Genomic DNA, 19,101 nt, shown 5'->3' on the forward strand with positions numbered 1-19,101 from the left:
ATATAATGATTAATAGTTTAGTCATGCAGTTCTAGTGAAACAATTGAAATATTATCAAATTGAGGGACAAACTATGAAAAAAGGTAAGTAAAAAAGCTATAAATAAACGAACAATCATTTGTACAAATTATGATCTTTTTTATAGGTGCTATTACAATTTTTTTTTAGAAAAAATGTACTACAAAATACAAAAATAAGGAATTAAAAAAAGGAATGTAAGATAAACCAATACGCTCAAATTTATCTACCTTCCTATTATTTTTGCTTTTCATTCTTTTTCTTAGTAATATAGAAAAGTTGCTTTCACTCAATATTACTAACCTCCAAAACAATCTCAATCTTCCTTTTCTTCTTCTCAATCATTTTGGCAATAAATTCACTAAAATCTTCTTTATGGCTCTTTTGGTTTTTATTTGTATCACCACTAATTGCAGCGATTCGATAAAGGATCTTTAATTGTTCCATATGCTCATTTAGACTCATATTTGATAAGTCCTCATACTGTTCAATGAGCCTTTTTCTAAAAATAATTTCTAAGTCATCGTTTGTGGCGGTTTCGTTTGAAGTATTTTTTCTAATGTAAATTTTATCTGTAAATAATTTATCGGAGCCTCTTTTAGCAATAAACGGGATATATCGATTTTGCTCGGGGATATAAATGATGAAGAAGGTTTTACCACTAAAATACCCGTACATTTCATTCTCATCGTAATCAATTTGTTGAAGATGATAAATTAGAATAGAAGGTAAATAGCCATTTAATTTTCTTTGAAAATCGGTTGGATCTTTTAGCTCTTCTTTGAGGATTCCTACGGGGTGATTATCATCATTTACTCCAAAAATAATTGATCCTCCACCAGAATTCGCCATTGCAATTATTAATTTTGCAATTTGATCCTCTCTAACGAATGTTTCCTTAAAATCCAATGCATTATTTTCTCCAAAAGATTGTTCAATCAGATTTTTAAGAGAAGCAATATCAAAATTCTTGTCTGCATAATTAAATGTATTTAGAAACTCCTGTTTATAAATCGGCCTTTTAACCATAATTCCACCTAGTTTCATATTTTTTAAAATCTAAACTAGATCTGTTATTACATTTAATGTTAGGAAAAAAGAAATGGCACCTAAATATCGTAGAATTTTTTTGGTAAAAAATATAAAGAAAACTCGTCGATTGGCGAGCCTTTTGGCGAAGTCAGAGGCGTAGTTGCATTTATACTTAATTCCTAAAATTGGCAACCACGTCGATTCTTCTTCCCCGCTGCCAATTTATACTTTCTTAATGTGCAAAAAACCAAAGCATATTGCCTTGGCCTCTAATAACAATTATCTAAAAATCGCTAGGAAACATTCTTCGTTTAAAGTGATATTCAACTGATCGATTATTAAACAGATTACTATAATTCACCTTAATCTTCTTAACTTCTAATTGTTTAATTTTCTCTTCTAATGACTTCTTATCCTCATTAGTTAATTTTCCATCCTCTGACAAACTAGAAATTTCATTTAATAATTCCTGAATCATTTCATCACGAAATTCTTTTTCTTCGTTTTGTTGATAAATAGTCATCTTAGTATGAAGAATTGAATTGACCAATTCGTCAGCCCCACCCGAAAGCCTATTTAAGATTAAAAGCTGTTCATTTAATATCTCATTATCTAAATCATAGGGATACCTTAGTTGATGATCTATTTCGCTCCAACCTTCTTCAAAGATCGTTCTTACTTGAATTTCAGCTAAATAATTTACTTTTGTCATTTGCGACTTAATCACATAATGCCAAGATCGATATCCGGCATCATGAACTAAAAACTGGAACTTTTCTTCTTCAATATGCTGTTCGCTTGTCATATCTCCTAAGCGATGGTATATAGTCGCTTTCTCATGTAAATTCCAATTTTGTCTAATTGTTTTGTCTATATCCGCAGCCTGGTATTTATATAAATGTAATGCTCTTATACCAATTAGATCTGTGATTTCTGATTTATAATTCGAAACATTGATCTCATATGATGAGTCTGATTTTTTGCCTTTTATCGTCTTTCGAATAATCTTTTCGATTAAATGATCAGGATACTTAATTCTTGATTTCACAGTATGAATTTCAGGATTTTTACGAAGTATTTCCGAAATAAAAGTAGCTACAGTTTCAAGATTCGGTATTTCTGATATGTATTCATTATAAATTTCAATATATTTTGACCAGTCTAAACAGTACTTTTCAAAATCCTGTTCATCGATTTTATATTTTTCAAAGAAATACTTTTGATTCTCTATTAGGCTCATTACGTTTTCTCCTTCTAACAATTCCATAACCATATCCTACCATATTTCTGGAAAAAACATACTTTTACAGTACAGAAATTGAGAACAAAAAAACATTACTTTTTTTGCATTAAAGGATTATTTGATTTTGTTAAATCCTAAACTTAAGTTTTAAACCCTGTAAGATTAATAGTGTCATTAAAATAGAACAGACAGGATTAATGGCTGTTCTATTTTTTTACCAATCATATTATTAGATAATCGAACAAATGACCTATTTTGAATATACGTTCGTAAAAAATCTATCTATTTTCTAAAAAAACTACTTACATTAGAATAGATGTTCGTGTATAATAAAAACATCCAAACAAAACAGAACATACAATCTTAAAATTCAGGACAATTAAAGCCTAAGAGAACTTAAAAGTAGAACAAAAAAAGGAGATGTTAAAAATGGAAATTATCATTCTATGTAGTGTCTTATTATCTTGGTGTATTTTAGAGGGTTTTAACAAATTTGTAGTAAATCGTTGAAAGCACTGAAAGAGATTCTTTATATTACTTTAGAAAGGATAAACTCTCTTATTCCTTAAAACTTAATTCAAACAAAAAATAAAAGTGCTCTTCTACTAAAGAAAAAGAGCACTTTTAGATTTATTATTTAGCTATGTATTCCTGCAATTCCTTAATAAGAATTTCTGCGCCGTATTTACTTACTACAATCTTTCCACTATCAAACGAGAAATTTTTTTCATCAATAACTCCTGTTATCATACAAGCATTACTCGAAACAAATTGTTTAAGGATAATCTTTTGTTCCTCAATAAATACTTCAAATGGTTCATATTTATTTAAATTTAACATTTTTCTTAATTCCTTTGGTAAAACAATTCTTCCTAAGTCATCTAGTCTTCTGACAATTCCACTTAGACCGGAATTGTCATCATATTTTGTAAGAATAATCATACCTTCTTCAAAATGAATCTCAAAAGGAGCATTGTTCTCTAAATTCATTGTATTTCTTAGTTCTTTCGGTAGAACAATTCTTCCAAGATCGTCTAGTTTTCTAATAATTCCAGTTGATTTCATACTTGCAACTCCCCATTTATTTCTATCTCTTTATATACTCAATATAATTCTCTCTATTGTTACATTGAGTTTAGTTTAATAATACCAAATTATTTTAATTTTCTCTCTACTTATATCGACTCATTTTTACAAATATTAATACAAATTAAAATAATTTTCTTGATTTTTTATAGTTAACTTCCATTTATTTAATCTTTAGTTTTTTGTTTTGGTAAAATTATGTAAAATTTCTTAAAAGATTCAAAAAGAGATGAGTTAATCAATCGGTAACGAATTACCTTTAATTAACTCATCTCTCAAAATAAATCTTTTATCTTGTATATCCACCGAGACTTTGTTCAGCCATTTGTACTAAACGTTTTGTAATCTCTCCACCTACTGAACCATTTGCACGAGACGTTGAATCTGGACCTAAATGTACTCCAAATTCTGTTGCAATTTCATACTTCATCTGATCGATTGCAGATTCAGCATTTGGTGAAACATATTGATTTGAAGATCTGTTTGCCATGATATGTAGCCCCTTTTAATAAAATTTTCTGATATAAACTATCAGATTGCTGTTAGTATTTCATATTGAATTGAAAATATTCATCATATAAATATTTCTGTAACTTTTTGAATGTTTCATCCAGAAATTTTATTGCAAATAAAGTATCCATAGATATTTAGAATATAAATTTATCTGCAAAGATTGTCAGATTATTTCCCAAAAAATAAATTAATTGATAAATATGATTGAATCAGTAGTTAATCACACTTAAACAGAACTCCCATATATTATATTGATATAATTCCATTTTCTGAAAGGTAGGTGTAACAAAATGAAAGTAGATGGTATCTTTGAAGGAGGAGGAGTTCGAGGAATCGGGCATGTTGGTGCTATTTGTGCTTTAGAAGAAGAAGGTTATGAATGGGCACGTTTGGCAGGCACTTCTGCTGGCGCTATTGTTGCTGCTCTTCTAGCATGTGGCTATTCAGGGAAAGAATTAAAGGAAATTATGAATCATCTAGATTATAAGAAATTTATTACAAAAACATGGTTGCACTTTATTCCTTTAATCGGACTAGGATTAAATATCTTATTTAAAAATGGGTTATATAAAAATGACTTTGAAGAAGAATGGTTAGAATCTTTATTATCCAAAAAAGGAATTCGTTATTTCGATGATTTAGAAGAAGGAAAATTAAAAATCATTATTTCAGATATTAGTAATGGTAAAATGGTCGTTTTACCTGATGATTTACCTGATTACGGCTTATCAGTAAAAGATATAACAATTTCTCAAGCTGTTAGAATGAGCGGTACAATCCCCTTTTTCTTTCAACCAATTAAACTAAAAACTCCTAATTATGATTATCCAATATTAATTGTTGATGGTGGAATTTTAAGTAACTTTCCAATTTGGATTTTCGATGACCATCAAGAATGGCCGACTTTTGGTTTTCGCTTAATAAATGAAGAAATTATTGCGAAACCGCTTGATGCTCATAACCCAATCTCATTTTATAAATCAATATTTATAACGATGAGACAAGCACACGACATTCGTCATCTAACAACAGAAGTAAATGAACGAACAATAAAAATCCCAACTGGTGATATATCAAGCACAGATTTCAATTTAAATAAAAAAGAAAAAGAAGCACTTTTCACAAATGGATACCAAGCCGCAAAAAAATTTCTTGGAACTTGGGATTTTGAAAAGTTTAAACACAACTATCCACCTGAACCTTACTGTCATAAGGTGAATAGTCTGTAGAAACTTAAAAACGTAATCTTTTCTATATATTCATAGAAAAGATTACGTTTTTTTGTTTTTCCTATTTCCAGTCCATTAGGTTATCTCATTTAATCCTTATTTTAGCATCCCCTTGAATATATTCAGGATAAAACGCAAGCTTAAGCTTTAATGGATTAACGTAATCTTTAGTAGAAATTGTAATTCCTACTATTTGCTTACCACCATCATGATATTCAGTTGATTCTCCACTAGTTTCAACTTCTTTGCCATTCGCATCAAAAATTGATTCAACCAATGAGTAATGAAATTCTTTTTTTGTATTTAAGGTGAACTTCAAGTCTGATCCTTCTTTTTTTAAGTCTGTTAAATAATTTCCTTTTGGCTGTTTAAGAATTTGTTGTTTCTCAGTATCAACTAAAATATAGTCCTCATCCTTATCGACTGCCTGTAGTTTATTAATTACCAAATATAACTCTTTTGGATCTTTAAAGTAATTACTCTGTAAATAGATAATTCGTTCATTATCGCTAAGAATATTGGCAGTAGTTCCATTTGTTATTTTAGACCATACTTCGCCATTTTGATCAAGAAGTTTAAAATCAGTAAAATCTAGTATTTTCTGAGTATTATTTGAATCCATTTTTACTTGTACAGCTACACGGAGAGGATAAACTGTAACTTTTTTAATTGTTATTTTTTGCCCTTCAATCATTACTGTTTTATTTAGTTCGTATATTTGCTTTGTTTTTTCTAGATTTTTTAAAGAGAATGGAATAGAAAATTGCTCTGAAACCTCCTTACTCTTTATCTTTAAATCTAAGTAAAAATCTTGTTGCTCGTTTGTTTTCTGAAAAAAATATTCAATCTTACTAGTATAAGTATTTAACTCATCTTCTACTGGAAGATCAAATGAAGAAGAATGTTCTGGCAATTCTTCATCATTACTTGGTTTTAGACTCACTTCTTTTAAAGTAAAATTATGTTGTGTCTCTTTTGCATCAATCGTGTAAAAAATCACTATTCCTTGCTCATCAGCAATTACTGAATCAATCGTTACCTTAATTCCGCTTTTCTCTTGTGAAATATTAATTTCTTGAGCATATTTATTTTCTACAGCTGATATTAGTCCCTTATCGTCACGTATAAGCTTAACGATTTTCTCCATACCTGGAATATTTGTTAAATAATCAGCAAAGGTTGGCGATACACGAATACTTGTAAGAAATCCCAATAGAAGAATAGCAGCTGCAACAATAGAACAGATTTTAGATTTCCGTTTAGGATTAGTTACCAACTTAGTTTCTTTAGCTTTTTGAAGTCCAATTTGTATAGCCTCATCAATTTCATCAATAGGTAACTCGACGTTTTCATATTTTTCTTTCCACTTTTTTAGTTCATTTTCTTCTTTTTCAAACACGGCCTTTTTCTCCTTTCTCTTCAAGGATTCCTCTTAATGACCTCAATGCTTTATTCAACCAAGTCTTTACTGTACCTTCCGGACGATTCCACATAATTGCAATATCTTTGATTTTGACATCGTGAAAATATTTTAAATGTAATAGCTGTCGCTGTGTATCATCAAGCTGTGACATTGCTTCTTCTATTTCAATATAGTTATAGTCTTCGTTCGTACCTAGCTGTGAAATATATTCATCGTCGAAAGTTACTCTATTATTCTCCTTAATATAATCCTGACAGTAATTAATCATAATCCGAATAAGCCATGTTTTTACATAACTTGGTTCTCTCAATGTTTTTATGTTTTGATAAGCTCTAAAGGTTACTTCTTGAATTGCTTCAATTGCCTCATCTTTATTCTTCAAATAGGCTAATGCAGTTTTATACAATGATATTTTATGCTCATGCATAATTGTCAAAAATGCTTGCTCATCTCCTTTGATAGCCCTTTTCACTAGACTATGATCCTGCAATCTCAATCCCTCCATCTCGATGTTCTATACATTAGACTCCTGAGAGCTAAAAAAGTTTTAATAATTTTCAATTTTTTTGAATCAATTTCATAATCCATCTTTTATTAAGCTTCCATCTACGGATTTTGATTGCTAACTTTTAAAAATCAAAAATAACATACAAATAATAGTTTTGTAGATTTTTCTTAAATTCCAAAAGGAGTAATATGCTATTAAAAAGTGTAAAAAAATTAACAATAATGACAATATATATTGGCTAATTCTACCTTTTTAGATGTTAACATAATTTCGTAAACGTTCACTAAAAAATAAGAGACAGTTTTGAAAAAGACTAATTCTCTTTTAACTTCTACGGTATATTTTTTGTCGGTGCAACAACCTATTGGAAACAGGAGGATAATATTATGAAAATTAGCAAAAAAAAATATTAATTATAACTACTTACATAATGTTTACCGTATTGATTATAGTTGGTCCGGAGTTTCATAAGTATAAATTGTATGTTCTTTTCTTACAGGTATTATTTTTTTGTACAGATCCATTTTTATTAATATTTATAGACTGGAAGAGAAAAAGAAGTAAAGATAAGGCTGAAATCAACAGTAAATCGAAATGAAATGGAATGGTTTTACGTTTGTAGATCAATGGAATTGAATTAGCATTTAAGTAGCTTATATATAAGACATAAAATCTTTTAAAAGAATCAAAATAAAAAGACATGAGTATCTACACTCATGTCCTTCACTACATCTATAAATCTATCTATTTCTGTTTTTTCGATTACGTAAGAAAGCCGGAATATATGAAGTTGAATCTTCCTTCTCATTGTATCGACCATATTCTTGTTGTTCATTATAGCGTCCGTAATCTTGTTGTTCTTTGTAACGATTATTATCTTGTTGTTCTTTGTAACGATTATTATCTTGTTGTTCTTTGTAACGATTATTATCTTGTTGTTCTGTGTAACGATTATGATCTTGTCGTTCTGTGTAACGGTTAAAATCTTGCTGTTCATTAAATCGGCCATAATCATTTTGTTCATTATAACGCCCATAATCTTGTTGCTCATTATAGCGATTATGATCTTTTTGTTCATTGTAACGTCCATAATTTTGCTGTTCTGTGTATCGACCAGAGTCTTGATGATCATTATAGCGACCGTAATCTTGCTGTTGGTCTACACGATATCTTTGATCTTGTTGGAATCGTTGCTCTCTATTGTATAAGCTAGGTGCTTCTTCTATTGGTCTAGAAGGAGTTCTTACCATTTTCTCTTCTTTATCCGCAAATCCTGTAGCAATTACCGTTACAATAATTTCATCTTTTAAGTTTTCGTCGATTACCGAACCGAAAATCATATTTAATTCTTCATGAGATGCTGAAGCAACGATATCTGCAGCTTCTTGTACTTCAAACAGACTTAAGTTACGTCCACCTGTAATATTCATAATTACACCATGAGCTCCATTAATAGAAGTTTCAAGTAATGGAGAATTTAATGCCTTCTGAGCAGCGATAGTAGCGCGATCTTTACCTTTTGCAATACCGATTCCCATAAGGGCTGTCCCTTTATGAGACATGACCGTTTTAACATCAGCAAAGTCAAGATTGATTAATCCTGGTACTGCTATTAAGTCGGAAATCCCTTGAACCCCTTGTCGTAGTACATTATCCGCTTCACGGAATGCTTCGAGCATCGGTGTTTTTTTGTCAACTAGCTCCAATAATCGATCGTTTGGAATGATAATTAAAGTATCAACCGCTTCTCTAAGTTCCTTAATTCCACCTTCAGCATTTGTTGCACGCTTTTTACCTTCAAATTTGAAAGGACGAGTTACTACTCCAATTGTTAAAGCTCCAAGCTTTCGAGCAATTTTCGCAACTTCAGGTGCTGCACCTGTACCTGTTCCGCCACCCATTCCAGCTGTTACGAAAACCATGTCTGCTCCTTTTAGTACTTCTTCAATTTGCGACTTACTTTCTTCAACAGCTCTTTTTCCAATTTCAGGATTTGCACCTGCACCTAAACCACGCGTCAACGTAGCACCAATTTGCATTGTAATTTCAGCTTTTGATTGTTTTAGTGCTTGCGCATCTGTATTAAAAGCAATAAATTCAACGCCTTCTACACCGTCTTCAATCATTCGGTTAACGGCGTTATTTCCGCCACCACCAACACCAATAACTTTTATTCTTGCAAACTGTTCTATATTTTCAAATTCAAACATGATCATTCCTCCTCGTCATACCGATTACATAATTTCACGTTTTTCAAAGAACCATTCATTTTCATTCTAAGATTTATCTTTTTATGTACGATTTAGTAGATTAGAATTATCCAATTCACTTTAAGACATAGAATTGTCCTAATTCCCCTAACACTACTATACAAGAAAACTACTTGTTATCTTTTTGATAATTTTTCCTTAATATACCTTTAACTAAAACATGTATTTTAACATCTTAATGTAATATCTCTATTAACTTCGTAACAAACTTTCATTAAAAAGTTTGTACAATTAATATAATTCTTTCCTTTTTGATTGAATCCTTTAAGAATCTATTGATTTGTGAGAAAACAAACACTACACAATATATTTTGTTAAAACATTCACAAACAATACACTTATTCGCACGATGTAACAAGTATAAATTGGTAATATATACATGTATAAGGAATTAATTCCACATCTATTTTAAAAATAAATTTATAAAGGAGAGAGAATGAAAAAATTATTTACAAGTTTAATTGTTATAGTTTGTATATTAACAAGTTTCTCTATCCCGATCAAAACGTCTTATGCCTATAATACTTATGGCCACAAACTAGTTAATGGAGTAGGTCATTATGGACAAAACAGACAATATTATTTTCTAGATAGTTCATTAGGTTCAGAAAAGCAAAAATTTAAAGATGCTATGAATAAATGGATTTATGGCACTATTACTACACCTATTTCTTTTAGAAAAACAACTACTAAATCATCTTCTGTTATAGATGTATATAAGATTACTACAAAGGACGATGGAACGGCTGGAATGACATATTTTATGTATGGAAAGAAAAACGTTGACGCTTCTAAAAGTGATTGGTAATGGGCATATATAGATTTACAAACTGGAACTTATAATAAATTAACAGATTGGCAAAAAAGACTTGTTCATGCCCATGAACTAGGACATGCATTTGGCTTAAATCACACAAAAGTTTATGGAAATTTAATGCATCCAAGTGGGAACCAGTCATCTACTAACATCCCATTAGATGATCAATTTAAAGGTATCAATTTCATTTATAAATAAGGAGGAATTGAATTGAAAAAAAATATAATTATATTTAGTGTTTTAGTTATTTTATCCTTTAGTTCGCTAGTTTACTATTATATTAATAATCAAAAACCAAATAAACAAAACAATACGGCAAATATAATGGAAGAAAATAAAAACTTTAAAAAAAGTTCCGATGACAAAAAATTTAATCCTTCAAACAATCAATTAAATAACCAATCGAATACTAAAATAGAAACCGTAGTTGCTAGTGCATCTCTTTTTGGTAACTTTGATAGAGTTGAGGACTTAATGAAAGATTCCGATTTAGTCGTAAAGGGTACTGTAAAATCCTCCGAACCGTATGTCATAAAAAAATAACTATGGAATCGGAAGACCATATACTAAACTAACTTTTAAAATCAAACATGTTATATTAGGAGACAAAAAATTAAAGGGAAAAACAATATCGATTTTAGAATATGGAGGAATAATCTCTAAAAAAGACTTCGGACTAGATAAAAAATTCGAAAATATATCTAAATCAGAATTACAGGAAAAACTAGAAGTATCGATAGAAGGTATCCCCAATTCTAAACCTGGACAAAATATGGTCGCTTTTTTGGTGGATGATCATGATGCCATAAATACGGAGTCTAAGTTATATGGAATCAGAGGGGCATACAAGGGCAGATTTACTCAAGAAGCTAAGACGAAGAAATATAAACGTGGTATGCCTAAAAATGTAACGATAGAAGAAGAAGGAACGGAATTGAAAATAAATAATGCTGTTACAGAACTAAATGATCAACTAGAAAGCTAATTTTATATTTTTTCATAATATTAAAAGGACTTGAAATAACCAAGTCCTTTCCACTTAAAATACGGTAGTTAACAAAACTCTCCAAATTAAAAAGAAACGACAAAAAAATATTTGTCGTTCAAATTTTACTATTTTTCAATTAATTCCGTTTTATTATCTTCAGTCCAATTTTGAATTCCATCATCTTCGTCTAATTCAATAATTACGTCTGTTACACCTTTTTCTTTCATAATTTTTTCTTCTAATCGGTCTTTTATGTCATCGGCTTGAGCTACTGTTAAATTAGGGTCTAGTTCAATTTCTAATTCAACATGTAAATCTTCCCCCTCTTTGACAACCGTAAGAGCTTGAATATCTTTGACATCTGGATCTTCCATTACGATTTCACCAATCTTATCTTCCATTTCTTCATCGGATTCTCCAATTACACCTGCTGCATTATCAAGAAATACTTTTCCAACAACAAGGAACATCAAGATACCGATGATGACGGAAGCAATACCTTCCGCTTGATGAAATGGTGTAAAATAAGCAATGATTACTGCAAGCATTGCTAATAATCCACCTAAAGTTGCTACTGTATCTTCTAAGAAAACTAATTTTGTAGCTGGTTTCGCTTTTCCTAAATTAGAAATTGCCTCTGTAACCACTCCAAAACCACTTGTTGTTATTCCTAATTCATGACTAATTTCTTTCATTGCTTTGTAAAGTACAATTGATTCAAGTATTACCGAGACTCCTAATATAGCCAGAGTAATAAATAAACCTGAAGATTCGGTTGGATGTACGATATGATGGATTCCTTCAACAATCGTTTCATACGCCATTATTCCTACTATTAATACTGCTCCTAGCAAAACTAAATTTACAAGTCGACCAAATCCGTTTGGAAACCGATCTGTTGGTGCCTTTTTACTTAATGCTGAACCACTAAATACAAAAAGTTGGTTTGCAGTATCGGCAGCACTATGCATCATCTCAGCAAACAGTGCAACACTTCCAGTCATACCAAAGCCTATTCCTTTTATAATTGCTATTACAGCATTAACAATAGCTGCTAATAAAGCAGATTTATTACCCTTTTTTAAAAGCTGTAAAAATTCCTTCATTCTATACTCCTCTTCACTAATATTTTTATATTATGTATTTTTATATTTTTTATTAGCTGATCAGGAAAGTTCATTAAATTCGAACTAACAATAGTTCATTTTTTACTTATTTGGAAAGATATGTAATTTAATATTACCATAGGTTCTCATTATTCTTTTGTATCTTCAACAAAAATATTTCTGTTCGGCTAAAATTATTTGAGGAATTTTCTTTAACAAAACGAAGGTTCCTCTATAGACGAAAAAACAAATAGAAATCCAATAGATAAATCGCGATAATTACCAATGTTAATCCTATTAACAAATAGAATATCTTATTTAAAAGCCTTTTTTTAGTGAAAATGGAAACCCATAAACACAATAATCCTAATAAAATGATAGGTATCGTAAGTAACAAAATCAACATCTACCATCACATCCCCTAACTGACATTCTATTGTCAGACTTAATTAGCTCTTGAACCAAAAAAGCTTTCTTAAAAGACAGCTTTTAGTAATTTATATGCAATTAATGAAACGTATTAGTTCAAATTCATTTTTAACCTCTTTTCTACATAGATAAATGTTCAAATCTATTCCTCATCAGTTCATAATAAAAAAGAGAAAAATCATTCAATCTAGAAGATTTTTCTCTTTCCTAGTTCAGGAACAATTATTTAATCAATGCTTCATACACAGCAGTCGCCACGGCTTTATATTGTCCCGTAGCAAAGTCATCACCTACAAATTTGTTCGGATTTATTAGTGGATCAATTACAGGTGAATGTTTTTTATTTGTCAATAAGACAATCCCTAAATTATTATCTGGATCTATAATGGTCAGAGTGCCTACCCAGCCTGTATGTCCAATCGCATTTGGACTTGCATACAACCCAAACGTAGAGGACATACTTGGGGAGCCATTTCTTCTCCACCCTAAGCCATATGTTGGATTTAAATCGGAAGGTGCTGAAAACTGATCAATCGTCTTTTGATCAAATAGTTTTACTTTGCCATATCCACCACCATTTAACATTACTTGCAATAGAACCGCTAAATCGCTTGTCGTAGAGAACAGCCCCGCATGACCAGATACGCCACCCATTGAGTAGTAGGCCTTCTCATCATGCACTTCTCCCTGTATTGTGTATGTACGAATGTTTGGAAAAGAAATGATACCGTCACGTGAATTCCCCATTAACTCGGTTGCCGCGAAATCTTTCGGTTTGAATCCTTTTTGCAAAGGGTTAAACATTGTGTGTTTTAGACCTAATGGCTTATAAATCGTATTTTCTACATAGTCGTCTAGTCTTTGGCCAGTTATTTTCTCAATGATAAATCCGAGGATCATATAATCGACGTCACTATAAATGTTTTTCGTACCAGGTACGTATTCTAAAGGTGTTTCAGCAATTTTCTCAAATGTTTCGTTACGGTCTTGTGTATACAAGGAACCTGCTACAGTAGGATTGTGATATTGCGGATCAGCTGGAAAACCAGCAGTGTGGTGTAAAATATCAATTAAGCGTAGGGTATCTTTCCCTTTAATCAAATCAGTTGATTTGTCTTTAAAATTTGGAAAGTATGATTGTACAGTTGAATTCAAGTCTATTTTCCCGGTACTAACAAGATGTTGCAAAGCGAAGTTAACTGCATACATTTTAGTGTTTGATGCCAAATCAAACATTGTATTAGTCTTCATTTTCTGAGGATGTTTCAATGGTGATAGCCCATCGTATTTTTTCGAGTACCCATAAGCAGTGTTTTTTACAATTTTTCCATCTTTAATAATCATTAGAACTGCACCCGGAAAACCATTGTTTACATCCTGCTGGATCAATTCATCTACTTGTTTTAATTTCTCTGATGAAAATCCAACCTCCTCAGGACGTTTTACTTTGCTCAACACGGGAAAGTTATCACTATGTTTGATTTGTTTCATTCCATTCACCTCTGCCTGGATTGAGGTTTTCTCTACATTTGTTTGAGCATAGCTGACAGAACCTGTTGTAGTAACCAAAGCAAGCGATAGAGTTGACGTTACAATACTACGAGTCATTCGAGTCAATTTAAATCTCTCCTCCCATTAAATGAATTATCCAAACTTCCACATGTAAAATCTCTGAAAATAAAATTCAACATTTTCTCACTCTTAATTGAAAGAAAATTCCAACTACTAGTAGTATAAATTCGAGATTCATAGTTTGTAAAGTCTGATTATTTTACAGTTGGAATATGAGATTCTAAAGTACTAGTTAACTAAATGAGATTCTCAAAAAAATAGTTTCAAAAGTATGGTGTAGATATATTAAGTCTTTCACTAGTATATATTTGAACCTATTTGATATACATTTTTTTTAATCCATTCCAACTATTTTGCTCACTTACTCTTCAATTTTATTTAGTTTTAATCGATAAAGTTCTTATAAACCTTTCAATGTCTAAGGTCATTATCAAAAAAACGAGTCCTAATAATGACTACTTCTCAGGACTCGTTTATACCATGATTATATTAATTTAGATTATCAATAATACTTTGTAATGTTTTCCCATTCTCAGTTGATTTCGGTTTGTTTTGATGAGGCACTGTAGGATTTTCCTTAAGGAAGTTTTGTTTTATATAATTCATGTCAGTCATATCAATTTTACCGTCAAAGTTAATATCTCCTTTGCGGTCATTTGATCCCCAATGCTCTTGTAGATAGATTGCATCTAGTATATCGATCACATTGTCTTTATTTACATCACCAGCGCTCACTAGTTTTTTATCAATAAATTTCTTTTCACCAATATTACCATCTAACCCTATATAGAAGGACTTTTGTAATGTGAAATGTCCTGGTATATCTAGCACTAACATTAATGACTCACCAGATGGTAATGAATCCACTTGAAAATTAGGAGTATCCAGTACTTTTCCAACATACTCCTTACCGTTCTCATTAACAACTTTTACAGAAGCACCCATTTTGGAGTAATCAAAAAGCTTGACAGGTCCAGTAACCGCGACTTTATAGACTGCTTCCCCATTTATTGTCCCTATGACTTGAGAATTCATAGTATTAATTTTAACTGACGGATCTACCCGCCCACTAGCTGATTTCACATCTGATAAGTTTGTAAAGTTTGCTTTAGATAAAGTGAGTTTCGTATAGTCGTTAAAGTATTTATCATTTTTCACTGTTGCGATTAGCTTCATCATTGATAAAACATTTTCTGGACTCCAAGATGTATCTTTCGCCTGTAAGTTGACTTTAATTGTGCCGTTTTCATTTGTCACAGTTATATCAAAATGATTTTTCATGTTTTCAACTAGTGAGATATCCGTGAAGATAAGCACATTTGGGTCGTACTTAAATTCTAATTCCGCATTTTTAAATACGCCTTGATTCATAGCATTTACATCAAATGTAAGTATTTCACCTTGAGATACTTCTTTCTTATTTGCAATACTTGTCACGTAAGGGGTTCCTTTTTTGACAAAATAATATTGCAAAGAATTTGTTTTATTTCCTATATAATCCATTGCATATAATTCAATTGGCAATACATTTAAACTACTAGGTATATTACTTCTATAAAATGTAAAATTACCGTCTGCATCAAGGGTTTGTGTAGTCGGATAATTCGTATTGTATTTATAATATAGCTTATTATTTCCTTGTGATAGATCGGAACCTGCCGCAATTAACTCTTTTACTCCTTGATCCATTACATTCCCTTTGATTTCAATCGGATTATTAGGATCTACTTCAATGACACCATCAGCTAAATTAGTTTTCATTTCAGGCTTCGAATTATCAACCGAAATCGGCTTTTCAATAATGATTTGTTTTCCGCTTTCTTCTGTAAACACAAATTTCACCTTATAAGTACCTGGTTTTACTTGAGTAGGTTCTATGCCTATAGCCTGTTCTGTTGTTACACCTATAGGATAATAATCTCCATCGAAGAAATTAGATAATTTAAGATCCAGATTTTCAGGGATTCCGATCCCATCATAATATCCAAGGTAACCGAAATCCTTAGAATTTGAATCTGCTAAGAAAATATCAAGAGAGCGTATGTGAGAATTTAATTTGAAATTAGCAGATGCTAAGCTGTTATATGCCAGATTTCCGTTATTAACCGTTGTAATTCCAGGAGTTATGTTTAAATATTCAATACCTTCTTTTACTTTGCGTACAGCAAATGGTATTTGATATGTTTCGTCCGGTTTTAATACATTTGTAAAAGTAATATAACCTTCATACAAACCATATTTAGCTGATCCTGGTAGTTCAATCGTTGCATCTATATTTTGCTTGCTTTTCCCTTTTACTAATACAAAGGATTTATTTGTTTTTAGAGATATACCATTCGCAGGTGCATCAAGTGAGTCTCTTAATGTTTGATAGTTTATATCAATTTCAAATACTTTTTCCTTATTACCATTATTTTTTATGTTAATGGTCCTTTTATCTTGTACTGCTTCACCATTTGAATATTGACTTCCAAAGCTTAATGCTCCTGTTAAATCATCTACCTGTACTTCTTCATTATTATTAATATTAGTTGTTTTACCTTGCACTTGGAAAGATGCTTCCGAATTTATTGCCTTAAGAGCATTTACACGTCCGGCACCAATTTCAAAAACACTATAATTTCCATTCATGTGATCAGCCGTATTCATTAAAGTCGTTTTTATGTCAGCAGGAGTTGTTTTTGGATTTTCCTCAAGTAATAGAGCCGCCACTCCGGTTACTTCTGGTGTTGCCATAGAAGTTCCAGATAGAGGAGCATATCCATATTGATACATTCCATCATACTTATCACCATAAACATATGGCGGAATTGTAGACATAATACTCATGCCTGGTGCAGTTACCTCTGGTTTAATATCATAGGTCATTAACGCAGGACCACGGGAGCTAAAAAATGAAAGTGAATCTTCCGTATAAAGCACCTTTTTTTGAATTGTTTTAAATGTATACTTTGCTTTTTCACTTTTCAAGATTTCTTTAAAAGCTTTCCCTTGTTCCCCACTCAAAATATAAGCATATGTATTTTCAATTGCTATCGGGAGCTTGTCAGCAACGAATCCATTAGAAGTACTATACATAAATACAGCAGCTGCACCGTGTTTTTTCGCAAATCTTACTTTATCCTGTAATGAAGTAATACCAGTTGAAACTAGCGCAATTTTTCCGTTTACATTTTTACTATTAAAATCGGATTCTTGTCCAAGACCCACATCAACGATATTAAAACTTTTACCTTCTAATTTTCTAGGATCTTCTTCAAAGCCATTTGTAGCGTAATGAATTTCAGAATCTACTACAGTACTAGAACTTGTAAATGTACCTATATAATTGTACTCAGCAACTTCTGGATTACTAGATCCAACTGTAATTCCAAGTGCTGAAGCAGCTGGAGCGCCGAGAGTGTACATTGCACCACCATCATTACCAGCAGCTAATATACAAGTAACGCCAGACAATACCGCATTATTAATTCCTATTGCTAATGGTGAATATGGATCATTATAATTTGCACCTAGTGATAGATTAATAACATCCATTTTGTCTTTCACTGATTGCTCAATACCAGCTAAAATATCTTCAGTAGAGCCAGTACTGTATGGACCAAGGACTCGATAAACATAAAGTTTTGCGTCTGGCGCTACGCCTTCCATCGCATATTTTGATTTTGCTTTCTCTTGACCAGCGATTATACCTGAAACGTGCGTTCCATGATATGTAACATAACCAGATGAAGTCCCTCCTGGCTTACCTGCTTTTACCCAATCATCAACTGTCGTTTCCATTGGATCACTATCATTATCGACAAAATCGTATCCACCTTTATAAGCATGTTTTAGATCTGGATGATTATAATCGATTCCTGTATCAAGGACACCAATTTTGACATTTTTTCCAGTGATTCCTTTTTTATGAAGCTTGTCCACTCCCATTATTTCTAATGGAGATTTTCCACTATACGATGCTGTCCCATTTTCTTTAAGAGGAGAAATAGGTTCAATTAACTGAACTTTTTTATTTTCAAATACACTTTTTACGACTCCGGATTGAAGTAGACTCTTAACTTGATTCGCAGGTAGTGTCAATGAAACGCCATTAAACGCTTCTTTAAAAGTATCTTTTACTTTATATTTAATCTTTAGTTTTGATAAATCTTTTTTAAATTGGTCATGAGATGCTTCTAATTTTTTATTCGCTTCTTCGTGAGTTAAAGACTTTCCTTTTAGCTGTTCTAGCAAAATTGAAGTATTTGCTGTTTGTTGCTTGAATTCGACAATTACTGAAATTTCTTTTGAACTATTCAAGTCTGCTTCTGGTGATATATTTAGTCTTTGTTTACTTGTTGAGGATAAATTTTTCAGTGCACTTCTTTGCTCAGAAGTTAATTCATTTAAAAATTGATCAATCTTCGCTGTAGTTTCTACATGATGGAGAGTATTTCCATTAGATTTTGACACTAACCCTAAATTTGCCGCCTTTGCTGTTTGCGCTGTAATTAAAGATGTAGCCAATACCGTTAAACTTAACACTTTCCATACATTTTTCACGTCATATCCCTCCATGAATTCGATTTAGTCCAAATTGCTCCAATATAAACAATGTAGGTGCACGAGGGCTAGAGGATATTAATAATTGCCTTAAAAAGGGACGCGTTACTACTGCTTTGCTCAGACTTATCAACTCCATAATAATTATAAATTTTCTTAAAATTACAATTACATTATAAATAGAGTTGATTCGATTGTTATTTTGAATAAATCATTCAACCGCCTATATATTAATCGATTTATTTCTGCAAATTTTTTTTAATATGGAAAAGGGTTACGAAAGGAAGTACCCAATGATTTTAACGAAAACAAAAAAACTCTG

The 19,101-nt window shown here is 31.4% G+C and carries 14 protein-coding genes and 1 pseudogene; 5 read left to right on the plus strand and 10 right to left on the minus strand.

Going from position 1 to position 19,101, the window contains the following annotated elements; all coding sequences use genetic code 11:
* Nucleotides 1-303: 303 nt before the first annotated feature.
* From ABEY15_RS10360 to ABEY15_RS10375, 4 genes are all read right to left on the minus strand, one after another.
* Nucleotides 304-1,047 carry an AlbA family DNA-binding domain-containing protein gene (locus ABEY15_RS10360; protein WP_429889988.1) on the minus strand — a complete coding sequence of 248 codons (744 nt, stop codon included), beginning with the start codon at nt 1,045-1,047 and terminating at the stop codon, nt 304-306.
* A 286-nt stretch (nt 1,048-1,333) separates the two neighbouring features.
* Nucleotides 1,334-2,290 (minus strand): hypothetical protein, encoded by a 957-nt coding sequence (locus tag ABEY15_RS10365; protein ID WP_429889989.1) that lies wholly within the window; start codon nt 2,288-2,290, stop codon nt 1,334-1,336.
* A 636-nt stretch (nt 2,291-2,926) separates the two neighbouring features.
* Entirely contained in the window at nt 2,927-3,358 is a 432-nt protein-coding gene (locus tag ABEY15_RS10370; RefSeq protein ID WP_429889990.1) for an AbrB/MazE/SpoVT family DNA-binding domain-containing protein, read from the minus strand.
* A 310-nt stretch (nt 3,359-3,668) separates the two neighbouring features.
* The gene (locus ABEY15_RS10375) at nt 3,669-3,869 is read right to left on the minus strand and encodes a small, acid-soluble spore protein, alpha/beta type (RefSeq protein WP_429889991.1); all 201 of its coding nucleotides are present in this window, start codon (nt 3,867-3,869) and stop codon (nt 3,669-3,671) included.
* A gap of 313 nt (nt 3,870-4,182) precedes the next feature.
* Between ABEY15_RS10375 and ABEY15_RS10380 the strand changes: the two genes are divergently transcribed.
* A complete protein-coding gene (locus ABEY15_RS10380) occupies nt 4,183-5,121 on the plus strand; it encodes a patatin-like phospholipase family protein (RefSeq protein WP_429889992.1) in 939 nt (312 codons plus the stop codon).
* Between the two features lie 85 nt (nt 5,122-5,206).
* Here the strand turns inward: ABEY15_RS10380 and ABEY15_RS10385 are convergent, their stop codons facing one another.
* The 3 genes and pseudogenes from ABEY15_RS10385 to ftsZ all read right to left on the minus strand — a co-directional run.
* A complete protein-coding gene (locus tag ABEY15_RS10385; RefSeq protein WP_429889993.1) occupies nt 5,207-6,520 on the minus strand; it encodes a DUF4179 domain-containing protein in 1,314 nt (437 codons plus the stop codon).
* Entirely contained in the window at nt 6,513-7,034 is a 522-nt protein-coding gene (locus ABEY15_RS10390) for a sigma-70 family RNA polymerase sigma factor (RefSeq protein WP_429889995.1), read from the minus strand. The genes ABEY15_RS10385 and ABEY15_RS10390 overlap by 8 nt, the downstream gene beginning before the upstream one ends.
* 1,163 nt (nt 7,035-8,197) lie before the next feature.
* Nucleotides 8,198-9,262, minus strand: a pseudogene (gene ftsZ / locus ABEY15_RS10395) (cell division protein FtsZ); the annotation flags it as partial.
* Nucleotides 9,263-9,758: 496 nt separating this feature from the next.
* Here ftsZ and ABEY15_RS10400 point away from each other — a divergent pair.
* From ABEY15_RS10400 to ABEY15_RS10415, 4 genes are all read left to right on the plus strand, one after another.
* Nucleotides 9,759-10,130: a hypothetical protein gene (locus ABEY15_RS10400; RefSeq protein WP_429889996.1), complete on the plus strand. Its 372-nt coding sequence runs from the start codon at nt 9,759-9,761 to the stop codon at nt 10,128-10,130.
* Nucleotides 10,131-10,139: 9 nt separating this feature from the next.
* Nucleotides 10,140-10,337, plus strand: a complete 198-nt coding sequence (locus tag ABEY15_RS10405; protein WP_429890072.1) for a matrixin family metalloprotease — start codon at nt 10,140-10,142, stop codon at nt 10,335-10,337.
* Between the two features lie 12 nt (nt 10,338-10,349).
* Nucleotides 10,350-10,682: a hypothetical protein gene (locus ABEY15_RS10410; protein ID WP_429889998.1), complete on the plus strand. Its 333-nt coding sequence runs from the start codon at nt 10,350-10,352 to the stop codon at nt 10,680-10,682.
* Between the two features lie 244 nt (nt 10,683-10,926).
* The gene (locus tag ABEY15_RS10415; RefSeq protein WP_429889999.1) at nt 10,927-11,124 is read left to right on the plus strand and encodes a hypothetical protein; all 198 of its coding nucleotides are present in this window, start codon (nt 10,927-10,929) and stop codon (nt 11,122-11,124) included.
* Between the two features lie 128 nt (nt 11,125-11,252).
* On the opposite strand, the gene ABEY15_RS10420 is transcribed toward ABEY15_RS10415, so the two are convergent.
* The 3 genes from ABEY15_RS10420 to ABEY15_RS10430 all read right to left on the minus strand — a co-directional run bounded on the left by ABEY15_RS10420 (nt 11,253) and on the right by ABEY15_RS10430 (nt 18,779).
* A complete protein-coding gene (locus ABEY15_RS10420; RefSeq protein ID WP_429890000.1) occupies nt 11,253-12,233 on the minus strand; it encodes a cation diffusion facilitator family transporter in 981 nt (326 codons plus the stop codon).
* 651 nt (nt 12,234-12,884) lie between these two features.
* Nucleotides 12,885-14,153 (minus strand): penicillin binding protein PBP4B, encoded by a 1,269-nt coding sequence (pbp4b, locus tag ABEY15_RS10425; RefSeq protein WP_429890073.1) that lies wholly within the window; start codon nt 14,151-14,153, stop codon nt 12,885-12,887.
* A gap of 570 nt (nt 14,154-14,723) precedes the next feature.
* On the minus strand, nt 14,724-18,779 hold the full coding sequence (locus ABEY15_RS10430; protein ID WP_429890002.1) for a S8 family serine peptidase: 4,056 nt from the start codon (nt 18,777-18,779) through the stop codon (nt 14,724-14,726).
* Nucleotides 18,780-19,101: the final 322 nt, after the last annotated feature.

The sequence above is a fragment of the Gottfriedia acidiceleris genome, from assembly GCF_050457485.1.
Classification (GTDB): Bacteria; Bacillota; Bacilli; order Bacillales; family Bacillaceae_G; genus Gottfriedia; species Gottfriedia acidiceleris_D.